This window comes from Gordonia jinhuaensis, from assembly GCF_014639795.1.
Classification (GTDB): domain Bacteria; phylum Actinomycetota; class Actinomycetes; order Mycobacteriales; family Mycobacteriaceae; genus Gordonia_B; species Gordonia_B jinhuaensis.
On sequence record NZ_BMGC01000022.1, the window covers coordinates 1 to 22,328 of the forward strand.

Sequence of the window (22,328 nt, forward strand, 5' to 3'; positions counted from 1 at the left end):
ACCGCCTCGGCAGATTGACCCCCATTGAATTCGAGACCATCATCAACCACGAGGCCCCTCAGGCCGCGTGACTAACCCTGTCACCTATCCGTGCACCAGGCCCGGTCGAATCGACAGGAGCTTTCCGATGACTGCGGCGCAATCGCCATCCCGTTCCGAGCAATCCGGTGAAAGTAGCGACAACCGAGGTGAACGCCCGAGCGCACCTGCGTTGTGGTGCCTGCAGCTCGGGGTCTATTTCGCGACAATGCTGATTCTGGTGATGCTGACGGCGACGACGTCCGGTTCCTCTTCTACTACCCCGCAGACCGCAGCCATGCAACACGCTCTCGCAGTGGCAGGCTACGGAAGCGCGCTGGTCGTCGTGACGTGCGGGATCGGCGTAGGACTGTTGCGGTGGCTCGACAAGTCGGCGCGTGCGTTCCCCCTGGTCGGCTTGATCGTGCAGGCAGTGCTGACGCTGCTCGCCATCGGAATGGCACTCGGGGGACTCTGGTACTGACCCGACTGAGCGTTGTGGCCGATACACGACACTGCCCGCCCGGAGACTGATCCGGGCGGGCAGTGTCGTGTCGTCGAAGGGGCGTGCGATCGAGGGAGTTCGATCAGGCCGACAGCTCCAGGTCGATGTTCTCAGCGAGTGCAGGGTCGTGGAGATCGGCACCGTCGGACACTGCCTGCACGAACCGTGGGAGCCGCTGTGCGTCGGCTTCGGTGCTGGTCACACCGGCCTTCCAATACGCGCGGGCGATCAAGTCACCCAGGTCGACGTGCCAAGCCTCGACGGCATGGCGGCGCAATTCTCTGACCTCGGCGGTTTCGCCTGCGATCCACACCTGAACACGCTCGCCGGTACGGATCAACCGTGGAGTGCGGTGCAACAGATTGGTCAGCGATGTCACGCGTTCCAGCGCCAGATGCGGATGCGACGGGATGAGGCTCAGGTCCTCGGTGTTCTCCGCGCTGACGTAGGCCTGCACATCGACATCGTCGGGAATCGCCTCGATCAGTGCGGCCGGCAGCGCGGACCCGTCTGCGATCAGCAGCACATTACGCACTGCCGCAGGGAGGTACCACTCGGCGCGCATGCCCGAGAATGTCACCGAGTCGCCCACGTGGAGGCCGGTCCGCCAGGAGGCAAGGAGCCCGCGCTCGTGATGCATCACGTCGGTCGAGATCACCCCCGACCGCCGGTCGTGGTGGCGGACCGTGAGTGCGCGCAGGGACGGTTGTGCGGCGGGGTTCGACCAGCGTGGGACGCCGGTGGCATCTCGCTCAGGTGTCGGCATCGGTATCGAGGATGTCGATCCTGAGAACTCCGATGACGGGGGGAGGAGGAGTTTGAACCCGTCGGCGGGTCCGAAGCGATGACAGGTGATCTCGTCGGACTGGAGGTACACCCGGGTATAGCCCGGCGACGGCCGCGTGATCGCGATGACCTGCGCGGTCACCGAGATCAGCGAGCCCGCCTGCGCACGGGCACGGATACCGGCTTTGGCATCGGGATGGCGGTCACCACGGGGTGGTCAGGGACCGATTGGCGCTCAGGCATTTCCGCGAACCTTGGCCAGCGCGGGCTCGACCTTGTTGATCGCCCACGGAACCGAGTAGATCGACGGCGTGCTGAACGCGGCCGCGTTGTCGTTGGTCAGAAAGACGGTGCTCCCGTTGCGCACTGCCGGCAGCGACGACCAGCCGGGGATCTTGTCGAAGGATTCCGGTCCCCCGACCAGCGGCCAGAAGATCAGCAGATCCGAGCTGAACAGGTCGACTCGCTCTGCCGACACCAGCACACGGCTGCCGTCCTTCGACAGCGACTTCACCGCGGGGTCGAGTGCGAGCCCCATCTGTGCCATGAGCTTGGACGACGGGTCGTTGTCGGAGGTCACCACACCGAACTGTTGCTGCGGAGTGAGCTGCCCGAAGGTGAACGTCTTGCCCTGTGCGTTGGGGTACTTCTCCTTCACCTTCGCGAGCTGGTCGTTCACCTCGGCAACGGCGGCCGCAGCCTGCTTCTGCTTGCCGAAGATCTCTCCGGCGGTGAGGGTGATGTCTTCCCAGCTGTCCACCTGCGTGCCCTGTTTGAGGACGGGGATCGTGGGTGCGATCTGCGAAAGCCGTTCCCACGTCGACTTGTCGGGGAGATATCCGGTGAGGATCACATCGGGGTCGAACTTCGCGACGGCACTGATGTCGGGGACGCCCTGCACGGGGACCACCGTCGAGGAGTGTTCCGGCGTCCACTCGAACCGGTTGTTGGGGCCGGAATAGCCGGCGGTGACGAATTCTGCGGTGATCGGCACGCCGAGTTTGATCAGCGCATCCGACCAGGCCCCGCCGAAGGTCACGACTTTGGTGGGATGAGCGGGGATCTGCGTGGAACCGTACTGATGGGCGATCGTCACCGGCGCAGACGACGAGTTCGCTGATTCGCTCGTCGACGTGGAACCGCTCGAACATGCGACGAGTGCCGTGGCGAGTGCAACGGCTACAACAGCCAGGAAGGGCAACCTCTTTAAAATGAGGTGAGGCTAGCCTAATAGATATTCGCGACACCAGCCCCGCGTCGGGATGCGAGAAGGACCCGAACCCCTCGGGCCTGAACCCACACGGACTGAAGCTCAGTCGTCGGTGCCGGCGCCCCGACGATTGCAGTCGATCAGGAGGGTCAGCTGGTCGCGGCACGCCTCGAGCGGTTCGGTCGAGGCGGAGGCCAGCGCGATGATGATGGCCCCCTCGATGGCCGACAGGATCGTCAGGGCCAATCGGTGCGATCGGTCCACAGGTATCCCGTCAGCGACGAGTGCGGTGACGAGAGTCTGACTCCATCGCGAAAATGCCTGCGCTGCTTCACCGGTCGCCTCTGGGGAGGACGATCTGGCCAGTGCTGCAGCGGCCACCGGGCAGCCACAGCGGAAGTCCGACTCGGTGACGATCGCGACCCAGTGATCGATCAGATGGCCCACGGCCGCAACCGGGTTCTCCTCGGCCATGGTGGACAGGATTCGGTCGAAGAAGGCGGCGGCGACACGCGTCGCCTCGGTCACGAGCTCGGACTTCCCCTCGGGGAATTGCAGGTAGATCGAACGTCGGGAGACACCGCTGCGATCGAGGATCTCGGCAACACCCGTGCCGGCGACGCCGTCTCGACGCATGAGTTCGATCGTCGTGTAGACCAGCTTGTCCCGGACGCTCATCACCGCACTCCTCTCGTCGCATCGGTTCTGGTCACCCGCGCCATCCATCGAACCACGCGGCTACTCCTTGGCAGTATACCGATCGGTCTACTAGGCTCATTTTCCGTACACGACGTTTCGACGGGAGATGGATGATGACCGAGGTGTTGCAGCAGAAGACCATCGAGTGGGCCGACCCGAAGGAGTCGGCGATGCAGGCGCTGGCGCTGAGCGGTCTCGACTTCCTGTCGAAGATCGGGTCCGGAGAGATCCCGTCAGCGCCGATCGGCGCGCATATGAACATGCGATTCGTCAGCGCGGAGGTGGGTAAGGTCGTCTTCGCCGCCACACCCGACGAATCGCACTACAACCCGATCGGCTCGGTCCACGGCGGCTTCTATGCGACGCTGTTGGACTCGGCGTGCGGATGTGCCGTGCAGACAACGCTTCCCGCCGGTCAGGCCTACACCTCACTGGACTTGAACGTCAGCTTCCTGCGGCAGATCACCGCGGCGACCGGCGAGGTGACCGTGCGCGGATGGGTCACCAAGCCCGGTCGCAAGGCTGCCTTCGCGCAGGCCGAGATCACCGATGCGGACGGCAAACTGCTTGCCACGGCGACGAGTTCGTGTGCGGTGTTCCCCGTCGGCGGATGAGGTGGGCGTTCACACGCCGGACTCCCACAGCGCGGGAATCCGCGACGTGAGGTAGGCGCGGACGGCCCGCTTCGCCTCGGTGATGGTGTCGTCGTCGCCGGACGGGTCGACGCGAAATGCCAGTCCGAGTAGGGAATCGGCGATGTGGACTGTGACGAGCGCAGCGGTGTGGAGATCAGTCGTCTCCAGATCTGCCGTCTCGAGATCTGCGGGCGGATCGTCGAGAAGCGATGCCCAGCTCGTGGCCAAGAGATTCGCGAGCCGGGCGTTGCTCTGCTTGTCGAGTGACCGTGCCTCACCGCGAAGCGAGCTGCTGAAGTAGACCGCCCGAAAGCCGGGAGTCTCTCGGAAAAACCGCACATACGAATCCACGATGCTGTCCAGGGAGGCGGGGAAGTCGTCGAGCGTGGGTACCTCGACCTGGGCGAGTACGGCGTCGAACTGCTGGGTCCACTCGCGAACCAGCTCGACGATGATCGCGTCGACGTTCGCGAAGAACTGGTAGAGCGAACTGACGCTGAGGCCGGCGTGTTCGGCTATGGATGCGGTGGTCAGGCTCTGGTAGCCGGATTCCTCCAGCAGTTCGGCGGTGGACGTGAGGATCGCGGCGACCCGTTCGCGGCTGCGCTTCTGCCGGGGTTCGCGGCGCAGCGGCGAGGCGGTCGGAGTTTCGGTCAGTCTGATCGAATCTGTCGCCGGAATCACACCGCGAGATTAACATCCGAGCTAATCCTGAATCGGATTCAGGTTTTGGTTACGGAGGGGCGATGCCCGAGACCTCGAAGCGGTCGCTGTCGACTGCGAAGATCGTGTTCCTCGTCGTTGCCGCCGCGGCACCGCTGGTCGCCATGGCGGGAACGGTTCCGCTGTCGATCGGGATCGGCAACGGTGTGGGCGTGCCGGGCACGTACCTGATCGCCACCGTCACGCTGTTGCTCTTCGCCGTCGGCTACGCCGCGATGGCGCGGATCGTCACGCGCGGCGGCGGCTTCTACACCTATGTCGCCGAGGGGCTGGGCCGACCGGCGGCCGCTGCGGGTGCGGTGTTCGCGATGGTCGCATACAACGCGTTGGTGGCCGCACTGGCCGGAGGCGTCGGATACTTCCTCACCAGCGGGCTGGGTCTGCCGTTGCCCTGGTGGGTGTGCAGCCTGGCCGGCGTGGCACTGATGGCATTTTTGGGTTACCGGCGCATCGATCTGTCGGCACGGTTGCTGATGGTGCTCATCATCGCCGAGATCGTTGTCCTGAGCGTCTTCGACATCGCCGTCATGATCGAGCTGGGCGGCCGGGCGTTCACCTGGTCGAGTTTCTCCCCGCACGAGATCTTCTCGGGCGCACCAGGAGTGGCGCTGATGTTCGCCTTCGGGTCGTTCTTCGGATTCGAGGCCGCAGCCCTCTACGCCGAGGAGTCCAAGGACCCGGCCCGAACCGTTCCGCGCGCCACCTACGCCGCCGTGCTGGTCATCGGGGGGTTCTACCTGTTCACCAGCTGGATGATGATCGGCGCGATCGGTGCCGATCGCGCCAGGGAGCAGGCCGCCGACCACTCCGGTGAGCTCTTCCTCGACCTCAGCGCCGACAAGCTCGGCGACATCGCCAGCGCATTGTTCGGACTGATGGTGATCACCAGCGTCTTCGCCTCACTCCTCTCGGCACACAACGCGACCTCGCGCTATCTGCTCACCATGGGTCGAGACGGACTCCTCCCGTCGGCGTTGGGACGTACGCATCCCACGTACGGGTCGCCGTACGTGGCCAGTCGCGCGCAGGCGGTGCTCATCGCGGTGGTCGTGGCGGTCTTCGCGGTGCTCGGACTGGATCCGTATCGTCAGCTCGTCTCGGTGATGAGCGGTCTGTCGACACTGGGGATCATCCTGTTGCAGACCCTGGCCTCGGTGGCGATCGTGGTCTTCTTCCGTCGCCGACGCGACCCGCGGGTCTTCGCCACGATCGTCGCTCCCGTGCTGGCATGCGTCGGCATGGCGCTTGCCACCTACTTCCTGTTCGCCAACTTCGACGTGTTGGCCGACTCCCACAACCCCGTGATGCTGTCGATGCCCTGGGTCGTTCTCGCTCTCGGCGTGATCGCGGCCCTGTATGTCGCCCGCCTCGCGCGCACCAGCCCCGAGCGGTATCGCCGACTCGGCAACGCAATAGACAGTTCCACCAGTCTCGAAGGAGTGACGCAGTGAGTGACACAACCCAGGCCGCCGATGTCGACGCACAGATCCGCGGTCGGGTCGGCGAGGAGATCTTCCTGACCGACTACCACCCGATCACGATGGCCGACGAACTGGCGTTCCAGAAGGCGACCTGGGTCCACGAGGACTTCCTGGGTTTCCCACTCGAGAGCAATGACCCCTACGGCGAGGAACTGGTCTCCGGCTTTCTGCTCATGAGCATCCTGGTTGCCTTCCACAAGAGATATCTGCCCTTCCATCTCGAGGACGGGTATGCCCTCAACTACGGCGCCGACAAGTTACGCTTCCTCACCCCGGTCCTCGCCGGTGATGACATCCGTTGTCGGACTGAACTTCTGGATGTGACGGTGAAGAAGCCGGGGACCTATCGACTGCTGACGCGCAACACGATCGAGAAGCGCGACGGACGCCCGGCGATGGTTGCCGACTGGATCACCTATCTGGTGGACAACGCGGCCCCGGCCGATACGCAGGAAGTGTCGGACAAGTGAGTGCACCGGTCGAGCAGCCCGCACTCGACCCGGCGCTGTTCCCAGGTCGTGACGCCGTTCCGCAGTGCCGGCGACTCATCGACTACATCGCCTACTGGGCGCAGCGGACGCCGCAGGCACCGTTCGATCATGACACCGCACGCGGAGACGGGGTGCAGGCCCGGCGCAGCTACAGCCAGGCGCTGGTCGACATCGAGCAGTGCGCGGCTCGGTTGGCGGACAAGGGGATCGGTGTCGGCGACGTGGTCGCGGCGTTGGTCGGCCCGAGTGCGGAGTTCATCACGCTCTACGCGGCGTGCAGCAGACTCGGTGCGACGTGGGTCGGGCTCAACCCCGCCTACTCCGTACCCGAACTCGCCCACGTCCTCACCGATGCCCGCCCGGCGCTCATCGTGTCGATCGGTGTGTACCGCGATCGTCCGGTCGCCGAGGAGCTGACCAGGCTGGCACGGGAGATCGCCGGTGTCGGGGAGGTTGTCGGCTTCGACGACGTGCTGGGGCTCGGCGGAGCCGGAAGTGGCGAGCACGTCACGGCGCCGGCCGATGAGAACGCCTATGACGTCGATGCGACAGCGGTGATCGTCTACACCTCGGGGACCACGGGCCGGCCCAAAGGCGCCGAGATCAGCCATCGGGCGCTCGCGACCGGGTGTTACCTGCAGGCCTCGCGGTTCTTCCACGAGGACAGTCACGCGATCGCGAACCTCCCGGTCAATCACGTTGCGGGGCTGCTGGACATGGCCGGGGTGCCCATCGCCTCGGGCGGATGCATCCACTTCATGGCCGAGTTCGACCCCGACGGGATCCTCGAGCTGATCGAGCGCGAACGCATCACGATGTGGGGTGGCGTCCCGACGATCCTGGCGCTGACCGCCGCGCGCCCGGCCTGGAAGACCGCAGATCTCAGTTCACTGCGCTATCTCGTGTGGGGTGGTGCGCCGATGCCGATCGGACTGATCCCCCAATTGCGCGCGACCGGTGCGTCGTTGAGCACCGTGTACGGGCTGACGGAGTCCTGCGTGTCGGTCGCCTACAACGATCCCGATGCGACCGACGAACAGCTCGCCGCCACCATCGGACGTCCCGACCCGAGGATGCAATGGCGGATCGGTGATCGCACGGTGGTGGGCGAACCGGGTGAACTGTTGTTGCGCAACCCCACCCTGCTCACCCGCTACCGGGGGCTGGAGGAGGCCACCGCAGAAGCGTTCACCGAGGACGGATTCCTGCGCACCGGCGATGTCGCAGTCCTCCGCGAGGACCACACCATCGAACTGGTCGGACGAACCAGGGAGATGTTCAAATCCGGTGGCTACAACGTGTATCCGCGGGAGGTGGAGGCAGCCATCGAGACCCACGACGCGGTCCGTGAAGTGGTGGTGGTCGACATCCCCGATCCCGTCTTCCATCAGGTGGGTGCGGCTTTCGTGGTGTGTGAGAACGACATCGAGCCGACCGACGAACTGATCGAGTCGATCCGCGCGCACGCCGCATCACAGTTGGCGCGGTACAAGCAGCCCAAGCGCTACGAGATGCTTGCCGACCTGCCGCGCACGGGAATCGGGAAGGTCGACAAGACCGCGTTGCGGGCGCGTCTGGCCGCTTCTGGGTAGACGACGCCGCCGCACGGACTCACCGGCGCCGACTTTTACGCACGCCGATCGAAACGTTTGGGATTCTGCACACGCGGCTCGCTAGTGTGCTTCGGTGACCCTCACGAGTCCGACACCCCAGACATCGCCGAGTCGCGTGGCGCGGATCTCCGCGCTCGGGATCGTGGCTGTACTCGTCGCGTTGATGATCGCGGTGGCTGGTCCGGTGCCGAGCGCCTCGGCGGCGCCGTCCGACAACTGTTCGCCACCGGGCAAGAACTCGGCGTCGGCGGCACCGACGAACCTCGCGGCCGCCGAGCAGGGAGGTGAGGACCGCTACACCACGGCGACCACCACCCCGCTCGACCAGATCAACGTCAACGATCTCGGTCTCGGGACGCCGGGCACGATTTCGGTGGGAACGCTGTCGGATGCCGGACCGAGCATCTGCGTCAACAGCAAGGGCACCTTCACCGGCTTCGACAACGAGCTGCTCAAGGCGATTGCCACCAAACTCGGCCTGAGGATCGAGTTCTCGGGCACCGAGTTCTCCGGCCTGCTCGCCCAGGTGGCCAATCACCGCTTCGACGTCGGCTCCTCGTCGATCACCACCACCGACGAACGACGCAAGACCGTGGCCTTCACCAACGGCTACGACTTCGGCTACTTCTCCCTAGTCGCACCGGCAGGCGGAGACATCAAGGGTTTCGGCAGCCTCGGTAAGAACACGCGTATCGGGGTGGTGCAGGGCACCGTTCAAGACGACTACGTGGTGAACACCCTGCACCTGGACCCGGTGAAGTTCCCCGACTATGCCACCGCCTACGCCAACCTCAAGTCCGGTCAGATCGATGCCTGGGTCGCGCCTTCGCAGCAGGCCGAGGGTGCGGTGAAACCCGGTGACGGGACGGCCATCATCGAGAATACGTTCAGCGTCAACAACTTCGTCGCCTGGGCGGTGGCCCCCGACAAGCCGAAGCTGGTCGCCGCGCTGAACTCCGGACTCGATGCGATCATCGCCGACGGGACCTACGCCAAGCTCTACACCGACTGGGTGCCGCGACAACTGCCCACTGGGTGGAAGCCCGGCAGCAAGGCGGCTCCTGAACCGAAGCTGCCCGACTTCTTAGCCATCGCCAAGGCCAACGAGGCCAAGCGATCCGGCCAGGACGCCGCCGTCAAACCCAAGAGCACGCTCGAACAGTTGCGGTCGACGTTCTTCGACTGGTCGCTGTACAAGAAGGCATTTCCCGATCTGATCACCACGGGCCTGCCCAACACTCTGATCCTGTCGGTGGTGTCGGGTCTGATCGGCACAGTTCTGGGCATGCTGCTCGCGGTCGCCGGTATCTCTCGCTCCCGGTGGCTGCGGTGGCCGGCGCGGGTCTACACCGACATCTTCCGGGGACTTCCTGCCGTGGTGGTGATCCTGCTCGTCGGCCTGGGTATCGGCCCGGTGGTCAAGGATCTCACCGGCAACAATCCGTATTGGCTCGGCGCATTCGCACTGGGATTGCTCGCGGCTGCCTACATCGGCGAGATCTTCCGTTCGGGAATCCAGAGTGTCGATCCTGGTCAGATGGAGGCCTCGCGGGCCATCGGATTCTCCTACCGGCAGTCGATGCGTCTGGTGGTGGTACCGCAAGGCGTGCGACGTGTGTTGCCCGCGTTGGTCAATCAGTTCATCAGCCTGATCAAAGACAGCTCGCTGATCTACTTCCTCGGTCTGCTCGCCAGTCAGCGTGAACTGTTCGCCGTGGGGCGAGACCTCAACGCGCAGAAGGGCAACCTGTCGCCACTGGTCGCTGCCGGGATCGTGTACCTGTGTCTGACCATCCCGCTGACGCACGTCGTGAACTATGTGGACAAGCGACTGCGCACCGGAAAGCAGATCGACGAGAGCACGCCGCCGGTATCGGCGAGCGCACTGCAGGAGAACTGATCACCATGACCGACACCACCGGCACCACCGCCGCCGAGGCCGCGCGTCGCGAGGCCGTCTCGTTGACCGGCACCGACCTTCACCTGTCCTTCGGCAAGAACCATGTGCTGCGCGGCATCGACATCAACGTGGACGCCGGCACCACCACCACGGTGATCGGCCCGTCCGGGTCGGGCAAGTCGACGCTGCTGCGAGTGCTCAATCGTCTCCACGAACCCGACCGCGGCGACATCCTGCTCGATGGACGATCGGTGCTGCGGGACAACCCCGATGAGCTGCGCCGCCGCATCGGCATGGTGTTCCAGCACTTCAACCTCTTTCCACACATGAGTGTTGCCGACAACGTGGCGCTCGGCCCGCACAAGCTGCGGGGGCTGGGCAAGCAGGAGGCCCACGACCGTGCGATCCGCGAGCTCGACGTAGTGGGGCTGGCGGCGAAAGCCGATGTGCGGCCGACGAATCTGTCCGGGGGACAACAGCAGCGCGTCGCGATCGCGCGGGCACTGGCGATGGACCCGCAGGTGATGTTCTTCGACGAGGCGACCTCGGCGCTCGACCCCGAACTCGTCAAGGGGATCCTCGCACTGATGGCGGATCTCGCCACACAGGGGATGACGATGGTGGTGGTCACGCACGAGATGGCGTTCGCCCGCAACGTCGCCGACAACGTGATGTTCATGGACCACGGAGAAGTGGTCGAAACCGGTGCTCCGGAGCAGATGTTCACCGATGCGAAGTCAGACCGGTTGCGGTCGTTCCTCTCGCAGGTGATCTAGGACAGGTGAACGCGGTGAGAGATGCGAAGTCGGGGTTGGCCGGTTCGGAATTGGCCAGTCCGGGAAGCGCCGGTGCGGTGAACGCATCGGGGGTGACCCGACGCGAAGCCCTGGTCGCAACGGCGATGGCTGCTCTCGGCGCGTCGGTTGCCGCGAGCTCAGTGGCGGCCGGTGGCGCCTCGGCCGCACCGCGGCCGCGGCCGAACATCCTGGTCTTCGTGAGCGAGGACTGCGGGGCGCAGCATCTCGGTTGTTACGGCGGGGTGGCGCACACTCCGACCATCGATCGGTTTGCCCGCACCGGCATCCGTTGGGAGAACGCATTTTCCGCCGCACCCGTCTGTGCGCCGTCGCGCTATGCGATGATCACCGGGGTCGTGCCGGAGAGATCTGCACCGGCCAACCACATGCGCGCGAGCGGCACGCTGGCACCGGAACTCGACGGTTCGGGGTGGACACGGATGCTGCGCGAGGCCGGCTACTACTGCACCAACAACGCCAAAGAGGATTACAAGGCCGCCGGACTCGACATCGGTGCGACGTGGGATGAGTCGTCGATCACCGCACATTGGCGGCATCGCCCGGCGGGTGCACCGTTCTACGCGGTGTTCAACCCGACCATGACCCACGAATCATGTATGGCACTGGCGACTCCGACAGCCGAGCTCGACGGCAAGGTCGCGACACCGTATCTGGAGCAGTTGAGCGGCATTCATGCGGTGACCACCACCCCGATAGTCGGCGGACCCACCACCGCCGCCGACGTCCACATCCCGCCCTACTACCCGGACACGCCGACGACGCGCTCTGATGCGGCGCTGTATGCCAATCAGATCAACCAGATGGATTCCGAATTCGCCTACCGGCTACGGGAACTCGACGAGTCGGGGCTCGCGGAGGACACGATCGTCTTGTACTTCAGCGATCACGGTGGGGTGCTGCCGCGGTCGAAGAGGTTCTGTCACGACGGTGGCTTACACATCCCGCTCGTTGCTCGCTTCGGTCGCCGCGTCGCGCATCTGGCGCCGGCTCGCCCGGGCAGTGTTCTCGACGAGCCGGTGTGTGTCGGGACCGCGTTGGCGCCGACGGTGCTGGGCCTGGTGGGACTGCCGGTGCCCGAGTGGATGGACGGCGAGGCCTTCGCCGGACCGGAGGCACAGGAGGATGACTACGCCTTCGCGATGCGCAATCGGATGGATGAGCGCTACGACTTCGTCCGTACGGTGCGCGACAAGCGCTTCCGCTACATCCGCAACTACATGCCCGACGTACCTGACGGTCAACATGTGCAGTTCGCCTATCTGTAGGCGGGATATCGCGAATGGGCCGAACTCAACCGAGCAGGGAAGCTGAGCGAACTGACCGGCCGATTCTGGCGGCCCCGACCGGCGGAGGAGTTGTACGACACCGATGCCGATCCCCACGAGGTGGTGAATCTCGCCGCGCGACCGGACTTCCGCACCGAACTGGCACGCCTGCGACAGGCACTCGACGCGCATATGCTCGCGGTCAACGACAATGGCTTCATCCCCGAGAGCGAGACGGCCGAGGGGTATGTGCGCAGTCGTGATCGCGCCCTGTATCCGTTGCCGGAGATCACGGCTGTTGCGGCGTCGGCCATCGACCGCACGCAGGCATCGGTACCGGCCCTGCGGGATGCGCTCTCACACCCGAACGAGATCGTGAGGTACTGGGCGGCAGCAGGATTCCGGATACGGGGGCGCGCTGTTGCGACGTATCGTGGCCAGCTGGCCGCTACCTTCGATCGTGAATCGTCGCGGTTCACCAGACTTGCGCTTGCCGAGGCGCTGGTCGCGGTGGCCCATGACCGCCGCGGGCTCGATCATCTGGCCTCGGCGCTGAGACATGACCCGGACGGGTGGCTACGTTTGCAGGCCGCAAATGCGCTCGATCGTGTGGGACGCGATGCACTGCCGGTCATCGATGCGTTGTATGCGGCGACCACCCGATTCGCCTCCGACGCTGATACCCACACGAGAAATGCGTGCTCCTACACCATCCGCAAGCTCGAGGGAGGATCTCCCTCGATTCCATGAGCGGGCGCGTTCACTCGGCGGGGTCCTGACCCGCCGACCGTGGGATTGTCCAGTGGCGCAAGTTCGGTGACGTCAGGCCCATCCAGATCGCCACTGCTGCACAGGCCGTACCGCCAGTGATGCAGCTGATCGCACCGGATGTGACGTCGGCGACGAGACCGGCCCGCATCGCGCCCAGACTCGGGCCTCCTGCGCCGATGAGGTAATCGATCGAGCTGACCCGGCCGCGCAGCCGGTCCGGTGTCGACAGCTGTACGAGCGACCCGCGAGCGATCACGGTGCAGGTGTCGGCGGCCCCGGCTATCACCAGAAAGCTCAGTGCGACAGCGAGATTGGTGCTCAGTCCGAATGCCGCGATCGCGCCACCCCAGCACAGGCACGAGATGAGCATGATTCGGCCTTGGTGAGGGTAGCCGGTCAGCTTGCCCGACATCAGTCCTGCCACCACCCCACCGAGCCCGATGGCCGGCAACATGAGGCTCAGGGTGTGTGGTGATCCGCCGAATCGCTCGGCGTTGATCGCCGGGAACACCGCAATCGGGAGGGCGAGCACGGTGGCGGCGATGTCGACCAGCGCGGCCGATCGTAACGTCTTGTCGCCGAGGAGGAATCGCGCACCCTCCACTGTCGCGCGCAGACCCTTCACGGTGTATTCGGGATCATCCGGGTCTTCGGGATCATCCGGCCGACGCTCAGGTTGCGCGGCCTGTCGAGGGACCGCCGAGATGCCCCACAGTGCGGCCAGAAAGGTCACCGAGTCGACCACGAAGCACACGCCGATTCCGGCTGTCGATATCACCAAACCGGCGATCACCGGCCCGGTGAGGATCGCAATCTGGGAGGAGACGCGCATCAGTGCCAGTCCGGAGGGCAGCTGGGCTGGGTCCAGTAGACGTGGAGCGATGGTCTGGTCGGCCGGAGCTGCGAATGCCGATAATGCCGCCGACACCGCAGTCAGCACGAAAAGAGCTGGAAGGTGCCAGGTTCCGGTGAGCACGAGCGCTGCGATCAGGCAACTCGCCACCAGCTGGCCGACGCGTGACGCGACGAGAATCGCCTTCCGGTTGGCGATGTCGGCGACATGTCCACCGACGAGACCGAAGACCAGCAGCGCGAGGCCCTGGATCACCCCGATCAGGCCGACAAGTGCCGGTGATCTCGTGGCGACCCAGACGAGATACATGAGCGCGAATCCGCTCATCTGACCGCCGAAGCGGGAGATGGTCTGCCCGATCCAGACATGGCGAAACGATCTGCTGGCGCGAACTGGCTTCAGATCGAGTGCATAGGACGTGATGCTCACCGAGCGCGGCGTTCATGGCGTTGTTCGTGAAGCCGGTCGCGCAGTCGACTGCTGAACGAACGTCGGTCCAGCGCGCGGTCCATCGCCTCCACCCAGGCATCGAGCGACATGCCGGTTTCGCGTTCGACCTCGGTGACCACGGCTTCGGTCGCATACCACTCGTCCCAGAGCAGTGGGGCCACCTCATGGCCGCGTTCGGTCAACGAGATCACCCGTGCGCGCGCATCCTCGCCGATCTCCGTGGTCACCAGGCCGGCCTTGCGCATGGCGGCCACGGACTGACTCATCGCCGAGTGGGTGACCTGTGCGCGCTCGGCGAGCTCCCGGATGGTCAGCGGGCCGTCGGCGAGGAACATCACCGCACGGGTGAAGCGTGGATTGATGTTTTCGATGCCCAACTCGGCGTAGGCCTCGGTGATGCCGTGTTCCATCCTGTCGCGCAGAGCGAGGAAATGTCGCCAGAAATCGGGCAGGTCGGCGACTGAGCGGGGGCGTGCGAGCTCAGATGTCACAGCCCTAATATAACAGTGCTTATGGATGGCGTGACGAACCACTGTGGGTGGTCGCAGCACAGGCGACATGACAGCGGTCCCGCGCGTACATGCGTATCGTCACGCCGAGTCGGGTTCGACGAATCGACGAGAGAAGGATGATGGCCGACGACACCACCGAGAAGACGCCCTCGCAGCGTATCGACGAGCGCATCACCGAGTTGGGCGACTGGCGTGGTCGAACGCTGGCTCGCCTACGCGAACTGATCCTCGCCGCCGACCCGGAAGTGGTCGAGGAGTGGAAGTGGCGCGGCGTGCCGGTCTGGTATTGCGACGGGATGATCTGTACCGGGGAGACCTACAAGGCGGCGGTGAAGGCGACCTTCGCCAAAGGTGCGTCACTGCCGGATCCGGCGGGCATGTTCAACGCCAGTCTCACCGGAAACACACGACGCGCCATCGACTTTCACGAATCCGACGAGATCGACGAATCCGCCTTCGCCGCTCTCATCGCCTCGGCGATCGCAGTCAATCGGCAATCGGCCGCCGCGAAGAGGCGCTAGATCGCGGGAAGCGTGAACAGTTCACCGGAAAGGTCTGAATTCGGCGCTCGCGCAGAAGCCGACGCGGTCCGTATCGTGAACAGCACCTGTGTTGTCCACCGAGAGGGAAGCGATGACCGCAAACGTCGACGCCATTGGTCTGGACGATGCCCACCTCGGGCAGATCACCTCGATCCCGACACCCGGATACAACCGCAGCGAACTGGTGTGCGGGATCGTTCATTTCGGGGTGGGTGGCTTCATGCGTGCCCACGAGGCGATGTATGTCGACCGGTTGCTGTCGGCGGGGGGATCGGAGAACTGGGCGATCTCGGGCATCGGGACCCGACCGCATGACGTGGTGATGCGCGACGCGCTGGTACCGCAGAACGGCCTGTACACCCTCACGCTGAAACATCCTGACGGACAGGTCGAGACCGCAGTCATCGGCTCCATCCGCGAGTACCTGTTCGCACTGGAGCATCCGGAGATGGTGATCGTCCGACTGGCGGACCCGCGGGTGAAGATCGTCTCCCTCACGATCACCGAAGGTGGCTACAACGTCGATCCGTCGACCGGGGAGTTCGACTTCGATGACGAGGCCGTGGCCGCCGACCTCGAGCCGGGTGCTCTCCCGCGGACCGTCTTCGGTCAGGTGACCGAGGGGCTTGCACAACGACGTGGCAAGGGCGCCAATGCTTTCACCGTGATGTCATGCGACAACATCGACGGTAACGGCGACCTCGCACGCAAGGCGTTCGTATCGTATGCGCGGCGCAAGAACCCGCAGCTCGGCGACTGGATGGACGAGCATGTGACCTTCCCGAACTCGATGGTCGACCGCATCACGCCCTCGACACCGCCAGAACTGCGTGCCGAGGTGGCCCGGCGAACCGGTGTCGACGACCGGTGGCCGGTGGTTGCCGAACCGTTCACCCAGTGGGTTCTCCAGGACCGATTCGCCGACGGGCGACCGGAGTTCGAGAAGGTCGGCGTCCAGATGGTCGACGACGTCACCCCGTATGAATCGATGAAGTTGCGTCTGCTCAATGCCGGCCACCAGACGCTGGCATATTTCGGCTATCTGCTGGGATACCGGTACGTGCACGAGGCCGCGAGCGATCCACTGATCGAGAAGTTGTTGCGCCGCTACATGAATGAGGAGGCTCGTCCCACGCTGACGGTCGTCGACGGGATGGACATCGACAACTACATCGACACTCTCATCGAACGATTCGGCAATCCTGCGGTGGGTGACACCATCTTGCGTATCGCGCAGAACGCCTCCGATCGTGCACCCACGTTTCTGGTGCCGGTGATCAACGAACGTCTGGCGGCCGGCGGACAGATCCCGATATCGTCTGCCGTCATCGCGAGCTGGACCCGTTTCGACGAGGGTGTCGATGAGCAGGGCAAACCGATTCCGATCGACGACACGCGTGCAGATACGCTGCACCGGCTTGCGATCGAGAGTCGTACCGAGCCCACGGCATTCATCTGTGACCGGGAGCTGTTCGGCGATCTCGCGCAGAAGCCGAAGTTCCGCGAGCCCTATCTGTGGGCATTGACTGCGCTGCGCGAGGACGGCGCCCACTCGACGCTGGATCAGCTGCTCGACTGACTCGCGCGCATCTGGCGCTGACGTGTGTCGCGCATCTGCGCAATCGACTCCGCGATGTGGTGACACGGTGACAGGATCCTCAGGGCACGTCCGACGAACGCGGGCGGCGCAGGGGGCTGAGGATGAACAGAGCATCGAGAACGTGGCATTCGGTAGCGCAGTCGGCCGTGGTGGCGGCCGTCGTGGTGTGCACCTTCATCACCGCTGTTGTCGTCGCGGTGAGTCTCCCTGCCGCCCAGGCGGCCGCGTCCCCGACATCGACCAGCGTCGCGCCGGCGCACTGCTCGCCACCGGCAGCAGGCGCTGGCTGGCAGACGGCGACCGCCAGACAGGCCGGACTCGACCAGCGACGGCTCGATGACGCCATCGCCTTCGCCGCCTCGCGGATGCGCACCTTCGTCCAGGTCTTCCGCAACAACTGTCTGGTCGGGAACGGGCCGGCGAACCAGCTGACCGGATCGACACCGTGGAACCTCTTCAGCTCCACCAAGAGCGTGGTGTCGATGCTCGCGGGAATTGCGGTGACCCACGGCAAACTGGACCTCGACGCGTCCATCGCCCGATATCTGCCCGCGGGCGAGGTCGATCGCGCCCACGCGGCGATCACGGTCAAAGACCTGCTCACGCAGACCTCGGGCCTGCGACAGTCGATCGTCACCGAGGCGGCGACGGCCGGTCTCGATCTCGACCCCGACATCGCCAAACAGGCGCTGGCGCTGCCGGTCACCCATCAACCGGGCACCTTCTTCGAATACACCCAGCACGGCCCTGATCTCCACGCGTATGTGGTGCAGCGTGCTGTCGGAGAGGATCTGCAGAGCTTCGCGCAGCGGGAACTGTTCACCCCGTTGGGGATCGAGAGTTCCGACTACTACTGGGCGCGTGATCGCAGCGGACACACCTACGGATCCGCCTTTCTCTACATGCCTCCCGCCGACTATCCCAAACTCGGCATGCTGATGGCCGATGACGGGATGTGGGGATCGACGCGCATCATCTCCCACGACTACATCGCCGCCCTGCGTACGCCGTCACCGGCGAACCGCTGCTATGGATACCTGTTCTGGCTCAACGCGAAACCCTGCACCGGTCCGTCATTCCCGTCGCGGAAGACGATCGACATGGCACCGCTGGAAGGCCTGCCGAGTGACGCCTACGCGATGGTGGGATTACTGCAGCAGAACAACTTCATCGTCCCCAGTCTGGGGTTGCTGGTCAGTTGGACCGGAGTGCTCGGCGATGTCTCGCCGGACCCCGCGACGGTGTTGAGCGCGGGAGTCAACAGCGAGCTCTACCACGACTTCTTCCGCATCCTCATCGCAGCGTTCACTTCTCCGCGGCTGCCCGACCCGGGCCCCTACCGGCCGTCGGTCAATCTCGACGTCGACCCGATGCAGTTCACCGATCCCTCCATCACGCTGGGCGCGCTCGGCGTCGGACCGTACGCCCCGAAGAACTGCACCGTGGTGTCGTGCGGGACGACTCCGCTGCGAGCGCCGTTTCAGCACAATCCGGGATGTTTCGCGATTGCGTGCATACCGGTGCCACCCGGCTCCCCACGTTCGGTCACAGGGGGATCTGGATAACCATCGGACCCGAGTGGGCGAACGCCGTCCGCAGGGCATCGCCGAGTTCGGCGACGGTCTCAGTGCGGACCGCTGCGACCCCGAAACCCTCGGCCAAAGACACCCAATCGATGGTGGGCCGGGTCAGGTCGAACAACGTCGAGGCCACCGGTCCGGCGCCGTGCGCTCCGACGTTGAACATCTCGTTGTCGAGGATGCGGTAGCGGTTGTTCGCGAACACCAGCACCGTGATGTCGAGATTCTCCCGAGCCATCGTCCACAGGGCTTGCGGCATGTAGAGACCGCTGCCGTCGCTCTCGAGCGCGATGACCTTGCGATCGGGGCAGGCAACGGCTGCGCCGATGGCATTCGGCATCGCGAAGCCGATCGATCCACCCGTCGACAGCAGCACGTCGTGCGGGGCCGAGTGGCGCAGATCGTCGAAGAAGCTGCCGCCGGTGGTGAGTGATTCGTCGACCACGATCGCCTCCTCCGGCAGCATCGCCGACACCACCGCACCGATGGTGCGTCCGGTCAGCGGGCCGTCGGAGGGCATGTCCGGCGGCCCGTAGTCGGCGACCGCAGCGCCGAGCGAACCGGCCCCGAGGGTGTCGACGAGGTGATCGAGTGCGTAGGTGATGTCCTGGTCCACGCGGACGAGTTCGTGGATGCGTGCCGACGGCGGATACAGTGTGCTCGGGCGGTCGGGATAGGCGAAGAAGGCGATCGGCGCCTTGGCGCCCACGAGGATGAGATTGTCGTATTTCTCCAGCAGTGCAACCGATTCGGCGATCGGATAGGGGATGCGCGTGACCTCCACACGGCCGGCGCCGCGCGATATCCGGGGATTGTGTGTTTGTGCGAGCAGGTCGGCGCCGGTGGCAGCGGCGATCTTGCCCGCCAGTGCCAGGGGGGCCTCGCGGGTCGCGCGGCCACCGAGTACGAGCGCGGTGGACCCGCCCTCCCGCAGGATCGCGGCAGCGGACTCGATCACCGAATCCGACGGCCGAGCAGGAGGATTGGGATGTGCTCGTGGAGTCGGGGTGCTTGAGTCGACGGTGCTCCATGCGGTGTTCGCGGGCAGGATGAGCGAGGCGACGCGGCCCGGTGCCGACGTCGCCGCCGCGACGGCCACCGCGGTATCTGTCGCCACCGACTCGGCATTGGGCGAGGTTCGGACCCATGAGCTGAACGGCCTCGCCGCACCTTCGATGTCAGAGGTGAGCGGTGCGTCGAATGAGCGATGGTAGGTGGCGTGGTCGCCGATCACGTTGACGATCGGAGACTGTGCGCGTCCGGCATTGTGCAGATTCGACAGACCGTTGGCGAGCCCAGGCCCGAGGTGGAGCAGGGTGGCTGCGGGCCGGTCGAGCATCCGCGCATAGCCGTCGGCGGCACCGGTCACCACGCCCTCGAAAAGGCCGAGGATGCACCGCATCCCGTCAACCGAGTCCAGGGCGTCGACGAAATGCATCTCGGAGGTCCCGGGATTGGCGAAGCACACGTCCACGCCGCAGTCGAGGAGTGTGCGCAGGAGACTCTGGGCGCCGGTGATGGTGTGATCTGCGCGATCGATGTCGTTGTGTCCGTTGTTGATCTGATCGAGGTTGCTCACCTTGTCGAGCATCCCACACGGTCGCCATGGGGTCGCGACCGTGTGGGACGGATGGGGCCGCTCACCGCTCGGCGGAGCGTGCCGGTCAGCGCAGCGGCGCCGAGATCGGCAGGTTCACAAAGCTCGGGCTGGCGGGATCGAGCAGGATGTGTTCGGGTTTGAGTCCGGACGCGTTGAGCGACGGACGGGTTGGCAGCCCGCGCGGCAGGTTCATCGCGAACACGTCGATCCGCAGTCGGTGCCCCGCCTTGATCACCGCATCGGTCGGCAGTATGCCCAGGTCGATGGGGGTGGCCTTGCCCGGTACAGCCGGCTGCCTGGTGCCCAGCGTCAGTGTGTAGAACGGGTCGATCACGTCGCCGTTGGCGCCGTAGGTGGTCTGCGACGTGTCGAGTGCGCGCATCGAGACCACCAGCTGACCCGAGTTCACCACGGTGGAACGGCCGTCGGGGGCGACATCGTTGAGGGTCGCGGTGAAGTAGCCGTCGGTGGCGTCGAGCACCGTGTTGAGATGCAGGTTGATGGGTCCGGAGATCGACCGTGCCTCGGTGAGAGGTGCGGAGGTGAATGTCAGCGCGTCGTGTTCGGACACCCTCGCGTCGTCGGCACAGCCGGGGAAGATCGCCAACGCCCCCGCGGTCTGTTGGGCGCCGTCACGAGAGCAGACGCTGAGCAGACCCGGTGCGACGGTGAGCCGCCGGTGTGACGAGCTCGGCGCGGTGCGAAGGCTGCCGTCGCCCGCGGCGGCTGCGGCTGTGCCACTGGGTGTTCCGTCGAGGTAGAGCCGTTGACGCACCATGCCGGGACGCGGGAACGACTGCGCCGACACCCACGTGCCGCCGATCTGCTTCAGGTTCACCGGGCCGTAGCGGTCGACCCCGTTGTCGACGCCCTTGAGCCAGTGGTCGAACCACGCCTTCTGCAGCACATCGAGGCGCGGCGGAGTGCCCGCCTGACCCTGTCCGCCGCCGATCGTCGTGTGGTAGCCCGGGCCCATGATGAGTTGTTTGTGCCCGGCGGGCAGGGGGATGTTGTTGAACATCCGCACCTCGCTGTTGGTGAACAGATCGAACCAGCCGCCGTAGATCATCGTCGGGGTGGTGATCTGATCGGCGTGGTCGAGCCACGACTGGCGTTCTCGCGAATCCGGTAGGAGGAGAGCCTTGAGCTCGTCGGGGGCGGTGGAGTAGCTCTGTGCGGTCAGCGCGTCGATGAACTGGGGGAAGAACGTGACCGGGTCGGAGACCCGGGCTGCCAACCACTTCCAGTCGAAGGTCCCGTTGAGCATCGAGGCGACATTGGGGATCAGCTTGGTGCCGTTGACCAGACCCAGCCACAGCGGCAGGAATCCCACGCCGACGGCTCCGCCGGGCATCACGATGTCACGGATCAGATCACCGCCCGGCTCGACGGGCATGATGGCCTTGAGTGCCGCCGGGCGCTTGTTGGCGGCCTGGATCTGGTTGATGGCCGAATACGACACACCCATCATGCCGACCTTGCCGTTCGACCAGCGCTGACGGGACGCCCAGTCGATCACCTCGACCGAATCCTGCTGCTCACGCGCGCCGAACACATCCCAGTGGCCCTGCGAGAAACCGGTGCCGCGCACATCGACGACCACCGTGGTGTAGCCGGATCGGACCAGGTTGTAGTCGACGCTGAAGGTGCGGATGCCGCCGTCACGGACGGTGTGAGCGATGTCGGTGATGCCGTCGATCGGTGTGCCGTGCAGATTGATCGCGTTGGTGAGCGCGGTGACGTAGGGGGTGAGCACCGGGTTCTGCAGCGCCGCGGCGGCGACTGCCGAGACCAGCTTCGTATACGGGGTCATGGTGACGATCACGGGGGTCTTCGCGCTGGTTGCCACGTTCTGCTTGTCGGCGGGGCGATACACATTGGCGCGCAGAATGGTGCCGTCACTCATCCGGATCGGCACATCCCAGCTGATGTTGATCCCGGCATACGGCTGTGGACCGTCATGGGAAGCGCGCCACGCGGCACCGACCGCACCGGCATCGGGGGCCATGATGGCCGCAGATGCGGTGGCCGGTGTGACCACCAAGGAGAGCAGTACGGGGAGCACCGCGGCCAGGATCCACCGGGCCGCAGTCGCCCCGACCCTGTCCGATTTGGTCCTGGCCGATCTGGTCCGGTCCAGTTCCATCCGGTCGCATTCGATCTGGCCGGAATCTGTGTGGACAGCCCATCGCTGTTCGACGTCACGCGAACCACCCCGTCCCCCGATTCGTCACGCTAAACGTGACGAAAAGTAACAGCTAACACCGGGACGGCGG

General features: G+C 65.2%; 20 protein-coding genes. 12 read left to right on the forward strand and 8 right to left on the reverse strand.

All coding sequences use genetic code 11. The features are described 5' to 3' along the window. The first annotated feature begins 127 nt into the window (after positions 1-127). Positions 128-502 (forward strand): hypothetical protein, encoded by a 375-nt coding sequence (locus IEW22_RS20160; RefSeq protein ID WP_229742663.1) that lies wholly within the window; start codon positions 128-130, stop codon positions 500-502. A gap of 103 nt (positions 503-605) precedes the next feature. On the opposite strand, the gene IEW22_RS13820 is transcribed toward IEW22_RS20160, so the two are convergent. From IEW22_RS13820 to IEW22_RS13830, 3 genes are all read right to left on the reverse strand, one after another. Beyond that, positions 606-1,451, reverse strand: a complete 846-nt coding sequence (locus tag IEW22_RS13820) for a siderophore-interacting protein (RefSeq protein WP_188587203.1) — start codon at positions 1,449-1,451, stop codon at positions 606-608. A 93-nt stretch (positions 1,452-1,544) separates the two neighbouring features. Beyond that, positions 1,545-2,522, reverse strand: a complete 978-nt coding sequence (locus IEW22_RS13825; RefSeq protein WP_373284189.1) for an ABC transporter substrate-binding protein — start codon at positions 2,520-2,522, stop codon at positions 1,545-1,547. Between the two features lie 99 nt (positions 2,523-2,621). Further along, positions 2,622-3,197, reverse strand: coding sequence for a TetR/AcrR family transcriptional regulator (locus IEW22_RS13830; RefSeq protein WP_188587204.1), 576 nt, complete (start codon positions 3,195-3,197; stop codon positions 2,622-2,624). Positions 3,198-3,331: 134 nt separating this feature from the next. On the opposite strand from IEW22_RS13830, the gene IEW22_RS13835 reads away from it, so the two are divergent. Next, positions 3,332-3,832: a PaaI family thioesterase gene (locus IEW22_RS13835; protein ID WP_188587205.1), complete on the forward strand. Its 501-nt coding sequence runs from the start codon at positions 3,332-3,334 to the stop codon at positions 3,830-3,832. 9 nt (positions 3,833-3,841) lie between these two features. Here the strand turns inward: IEW22_RS13835 and IEW22_RS13840 are convergent, their stop codons facing one another. Next, on the reverse strand, positions 3,842-4,537 hold the full coding sequence (locus IEW22_RS13840; protein ID WP_188587206.1) for a TetR/AcrR family transcriptional regulator: 696 nt from the start codon (positions 4,535-4,537) through the stop codon (positions 3,842-3,844). Positions 4,538-4,599: 62 nt separating this feature from the next. Between IEW22_RS13840 and IEW22_RS13845 the strand changes: the two genes are divergently transcribed. From IEW22_RS13845 to IEW22_RS13875, 7 genes are all read left to right on the forward strand, one after another. Beyond that, entirely contained in the window at positions 4,600-6,027 is a 1,428-nt protein-coding gene (locus IEW22_RS13845) for an APC family permease (RefSeq protein WP_188587207.1), read from the forward strand. Next, complete coding sequence (locus IEW22_RS13850) at positions 6,024-6,527, forward strand: hotdog family protein (RefSeq protein ID WP_188587208.1); 504 nt, start codon at positions 6,024-6,026, stop codon at positions 6,525-6,527. Before IEW22_RS13845 ends, IEW22_RS13850 begins: the two co-directional genes overlap by 4 nt. Further along, entirely contained in the window at positions 6,524-8,140 is a 1,617-nt protein-coding gene (locus tag IEW22_RS13855) for a class I adenylate-forming enzyme family protein (protein ID WP_188587209.1), read from the forward strand. The genes IEW22_RS13850 and IEW22_RS13855 overlap by 4 nt, the downstream gene beginning before the upstream one ends. 184 nt (positions 8,141-8,324) lie before the next feature. After that, a complete protein-coding gene (locus tag IEW22_RS13860) occupies positions 8,325-10,061 on the forward strand; it encodes an ABC transporter substrate-binding protein/permease (protein WP_229742674.1) in 1,737 nt (578 codons plus the stop codon). Positions 10,062-10,066: 5 nt separating this feature from the next. Next, positions 10,067-10,837 carry an amino acid ABC transporter ATP-binding protein gene (locus IEW22_RS13865; protein WP_188587210.1) on the forward strand — a complete coding sequence of 257 codons (771 nt, stop codon included), beginning with the start codon at positions 10,067-10,069 and terminating at the stop codon, positions 10,835-10,837. A gap of 14 nt (positions 10,838-10,851) precedes the next feature. Beyond that, complete coding sequence (locus tag IEW22_RS13870) at positions 10,852-12,144, forward strand: sulfatase family protein (protein WP_188587211.1); 1,293 nt, start codon at positions 10,852-10,854, stop codon at positions 12,142-12,144. A gap of 90 nt (positions 12,145-12,234) precedes the next feature. Then, positions 12,235-12,894: a hypothetical protein gene (locus IEW22_RS13875; protein WP_188587212.1), complete on the forward strand. Its 660-nt coding sequence runs from the start codon at positions 12,235-12,237 to the stop codon at positions 12,892-12,894. Between the two features lie 10 nt (positions 12,895-12,904). On the opposite strand, the gene IEW22_RS13880 is transcribed toward IEW22_RS13875, so the two are convergent. Continuing rightward, positions 12,905-14,197 (reverse strand): MFS transporter, encoded by a 1,293-nt coding sequence (locus IEW22_RS13880; protein ID WP_188587213.1) that lies wholly within the window; start codon positions 14,195-14,197, stop codon positions 12,905-12,907. Beyond that, entirely contained in the window at positions 14,194-14,709 is a 516-nt protein-coding gene (locus IEW22_RS13885; protein ID WP_229742667.1) for a MarR family winged helix-turn-helix transcriptional regulator, read from the reverse strand. Before IEW22_RS13885 ends, IEW22_RS13880 begins: the two co-directional genes overlap by 4 nt. Before the next feature lie 137 nt (positions 14,710-14,846). Here IEW22_RS13885 and IEW22_RS13890 point away from each other — a divergent pair, with 137 nt between their 5' ends. The 3 genes from IEW22_RS13890 to IEW22_RS13900 all read left to right on the forward strand — a co-directional run bounded on the left by IEW22_RS13890 (position 14,847) and on the right by IEW22_RS13900 (position 18,437). Beyond that, entirely contained in the window at positions 14,847-15,251 is a 405-nt protein-coding gene (locus tag IEW22_RS13890; RefSeq protein ID WP_373284187.1) for a DUF1801 domain-containing protein, read from the forward strand. A gap of 112 nt (positions 15,252-15,363) precedes the next feature. Next, the gene (locus tag IEW22_RS13895) at positions 15,364-16,851 is read left to right on the forward strand and encodes a mannitol dehydrogenase family protein (protein WP_188587214.1); all 1,488 of its coding nucleotides are present in this window, start codon (positions 15,364-15,366) and stop codon (positions 16,849-16,851) included. Positions 16,852-16,973: 122 nt separating this feature from the next. Further along, positions 16,974-18,437, forward strand: coding sequence for a serine hydrolase domain-containing protein (locus tag IEW22_RS13900; protein ID WP_188587215.1), 1,464 nt, complete (start codon positions 16,974-16,976; stop codon positions 18,435-18,437). Here IEW22_RS13900 and IEW22_RS13905 read toward each other — a convergent pair. Together IEW22_RS13905 and IEW22_RS13910 are read right to left on the reverse strand one after the other, a co-directional pair. Beyond that, positions 18,418-20,031: an acetolactate synthase large subunit gene (locus IEW22_RS13905; protein WP_229742669.1), complete on the reverse strand. Its 1,614-nt coding sequence runs from the start codon at positions 20,029-20,031 to the stop codon at positions 18,418-18,420. The two genes, IEW22_RS13900 and IEW22_RS13905, sit on opposite strands and share 20 nt — an antisense overlap. A gap of 85 nt (positions 20,032-20,116) precedes the next feature. Then, positions 20,117-22,198, reverse strand: a complete 2,082-nt coding sequence (locus IEW22_RS13910) for a CocE/NonD family hydrolase (RefSeq protein ID WP_188587216.1) — start codon at positions 22,196-22,198, stop codon at positions 20,117-20,119. Between the last annotated feature and the right edge of the window lie 130 nt (positions 22,199-22,328).

What these genes read in the sequence shown, in the direction of transcription:
- IEW22_RS20160 (WP_229742663.1), top strand. Translation starts at nt 128, where the DNA reads ATGACTGCGGCGCAATCGCCATCCCGTTCCGAGCAATCCGGTGAAAGT.
- IEW22_RS13830 (WP_188587204.1), bottom strand. Translation starts at nt 3,197, where the DNA reads ATGAGCGTCCGGGACAAGCTGGTCTACACGACGATCGAACTCATGCGT.
- IEW22_RS13835 (WP_188587205.1), top strand. Translation starts at nt 3,332, where the DNA reads ATGACCGAGGTGTTGCAGCAGAAGACCATCGAGTGGGCCGACCCGAAG.
- IEW22_RS13845 (WP_188587207.1), top strand. Translation starts at nt 4,600, where the DNA reads ATGCCCGAGACCTCGAAGCGGTCGCTGTCGACTGCGAAGATCGTGTTC.
- IEW22_RS13860 (WP_229742674.1), top strand. Translation starts at nt 8,325, where the DNA reads ATGATCGCGGTGGCTGGTCCGGTGCCGAGCGCCTCGGCGGCGCCGTCC.
- IEW22_RS13865 (WP_188587210.1), top strand. Translation starts at nt 10,067, where the DNA reads ATGACCGACACCACCGGCACCACCGCCGCCGAGGCCGCGCGTCGCGAG.
- IEW22_RS13890 (WP_373284187.1), top strand. Translation starts at nt 14,847, where the DNA reads ATGATGGCCGACGACACCACCGAGAAGACGCCCTCGCAGCGTATCGAC.
- IEW22_RS13895 (WP_188587214.1), top strand. Translation starts at nt 15,364, where the DNA reads ATGACCGCAAACGTCGACGCCATTGGTCTGGACGATGCCCACCTCGGG.
- IEW22_RS13900 (WP_188587215.1), top strand. Translation starts at nt 16,974, where the DNA reads ATGAACAGAGCATCGAGAACGTGGCATTCGGTAGCGCAGTCGGCCGTG.
- IEW22_RS13910 (WP_188587216.1), bottom strand. Translation starts at nt 22,198, where the DNA reads ATGGAACTGGACCGGACCAGATCGGCCAGGACCAAATCGGACAGGGTC.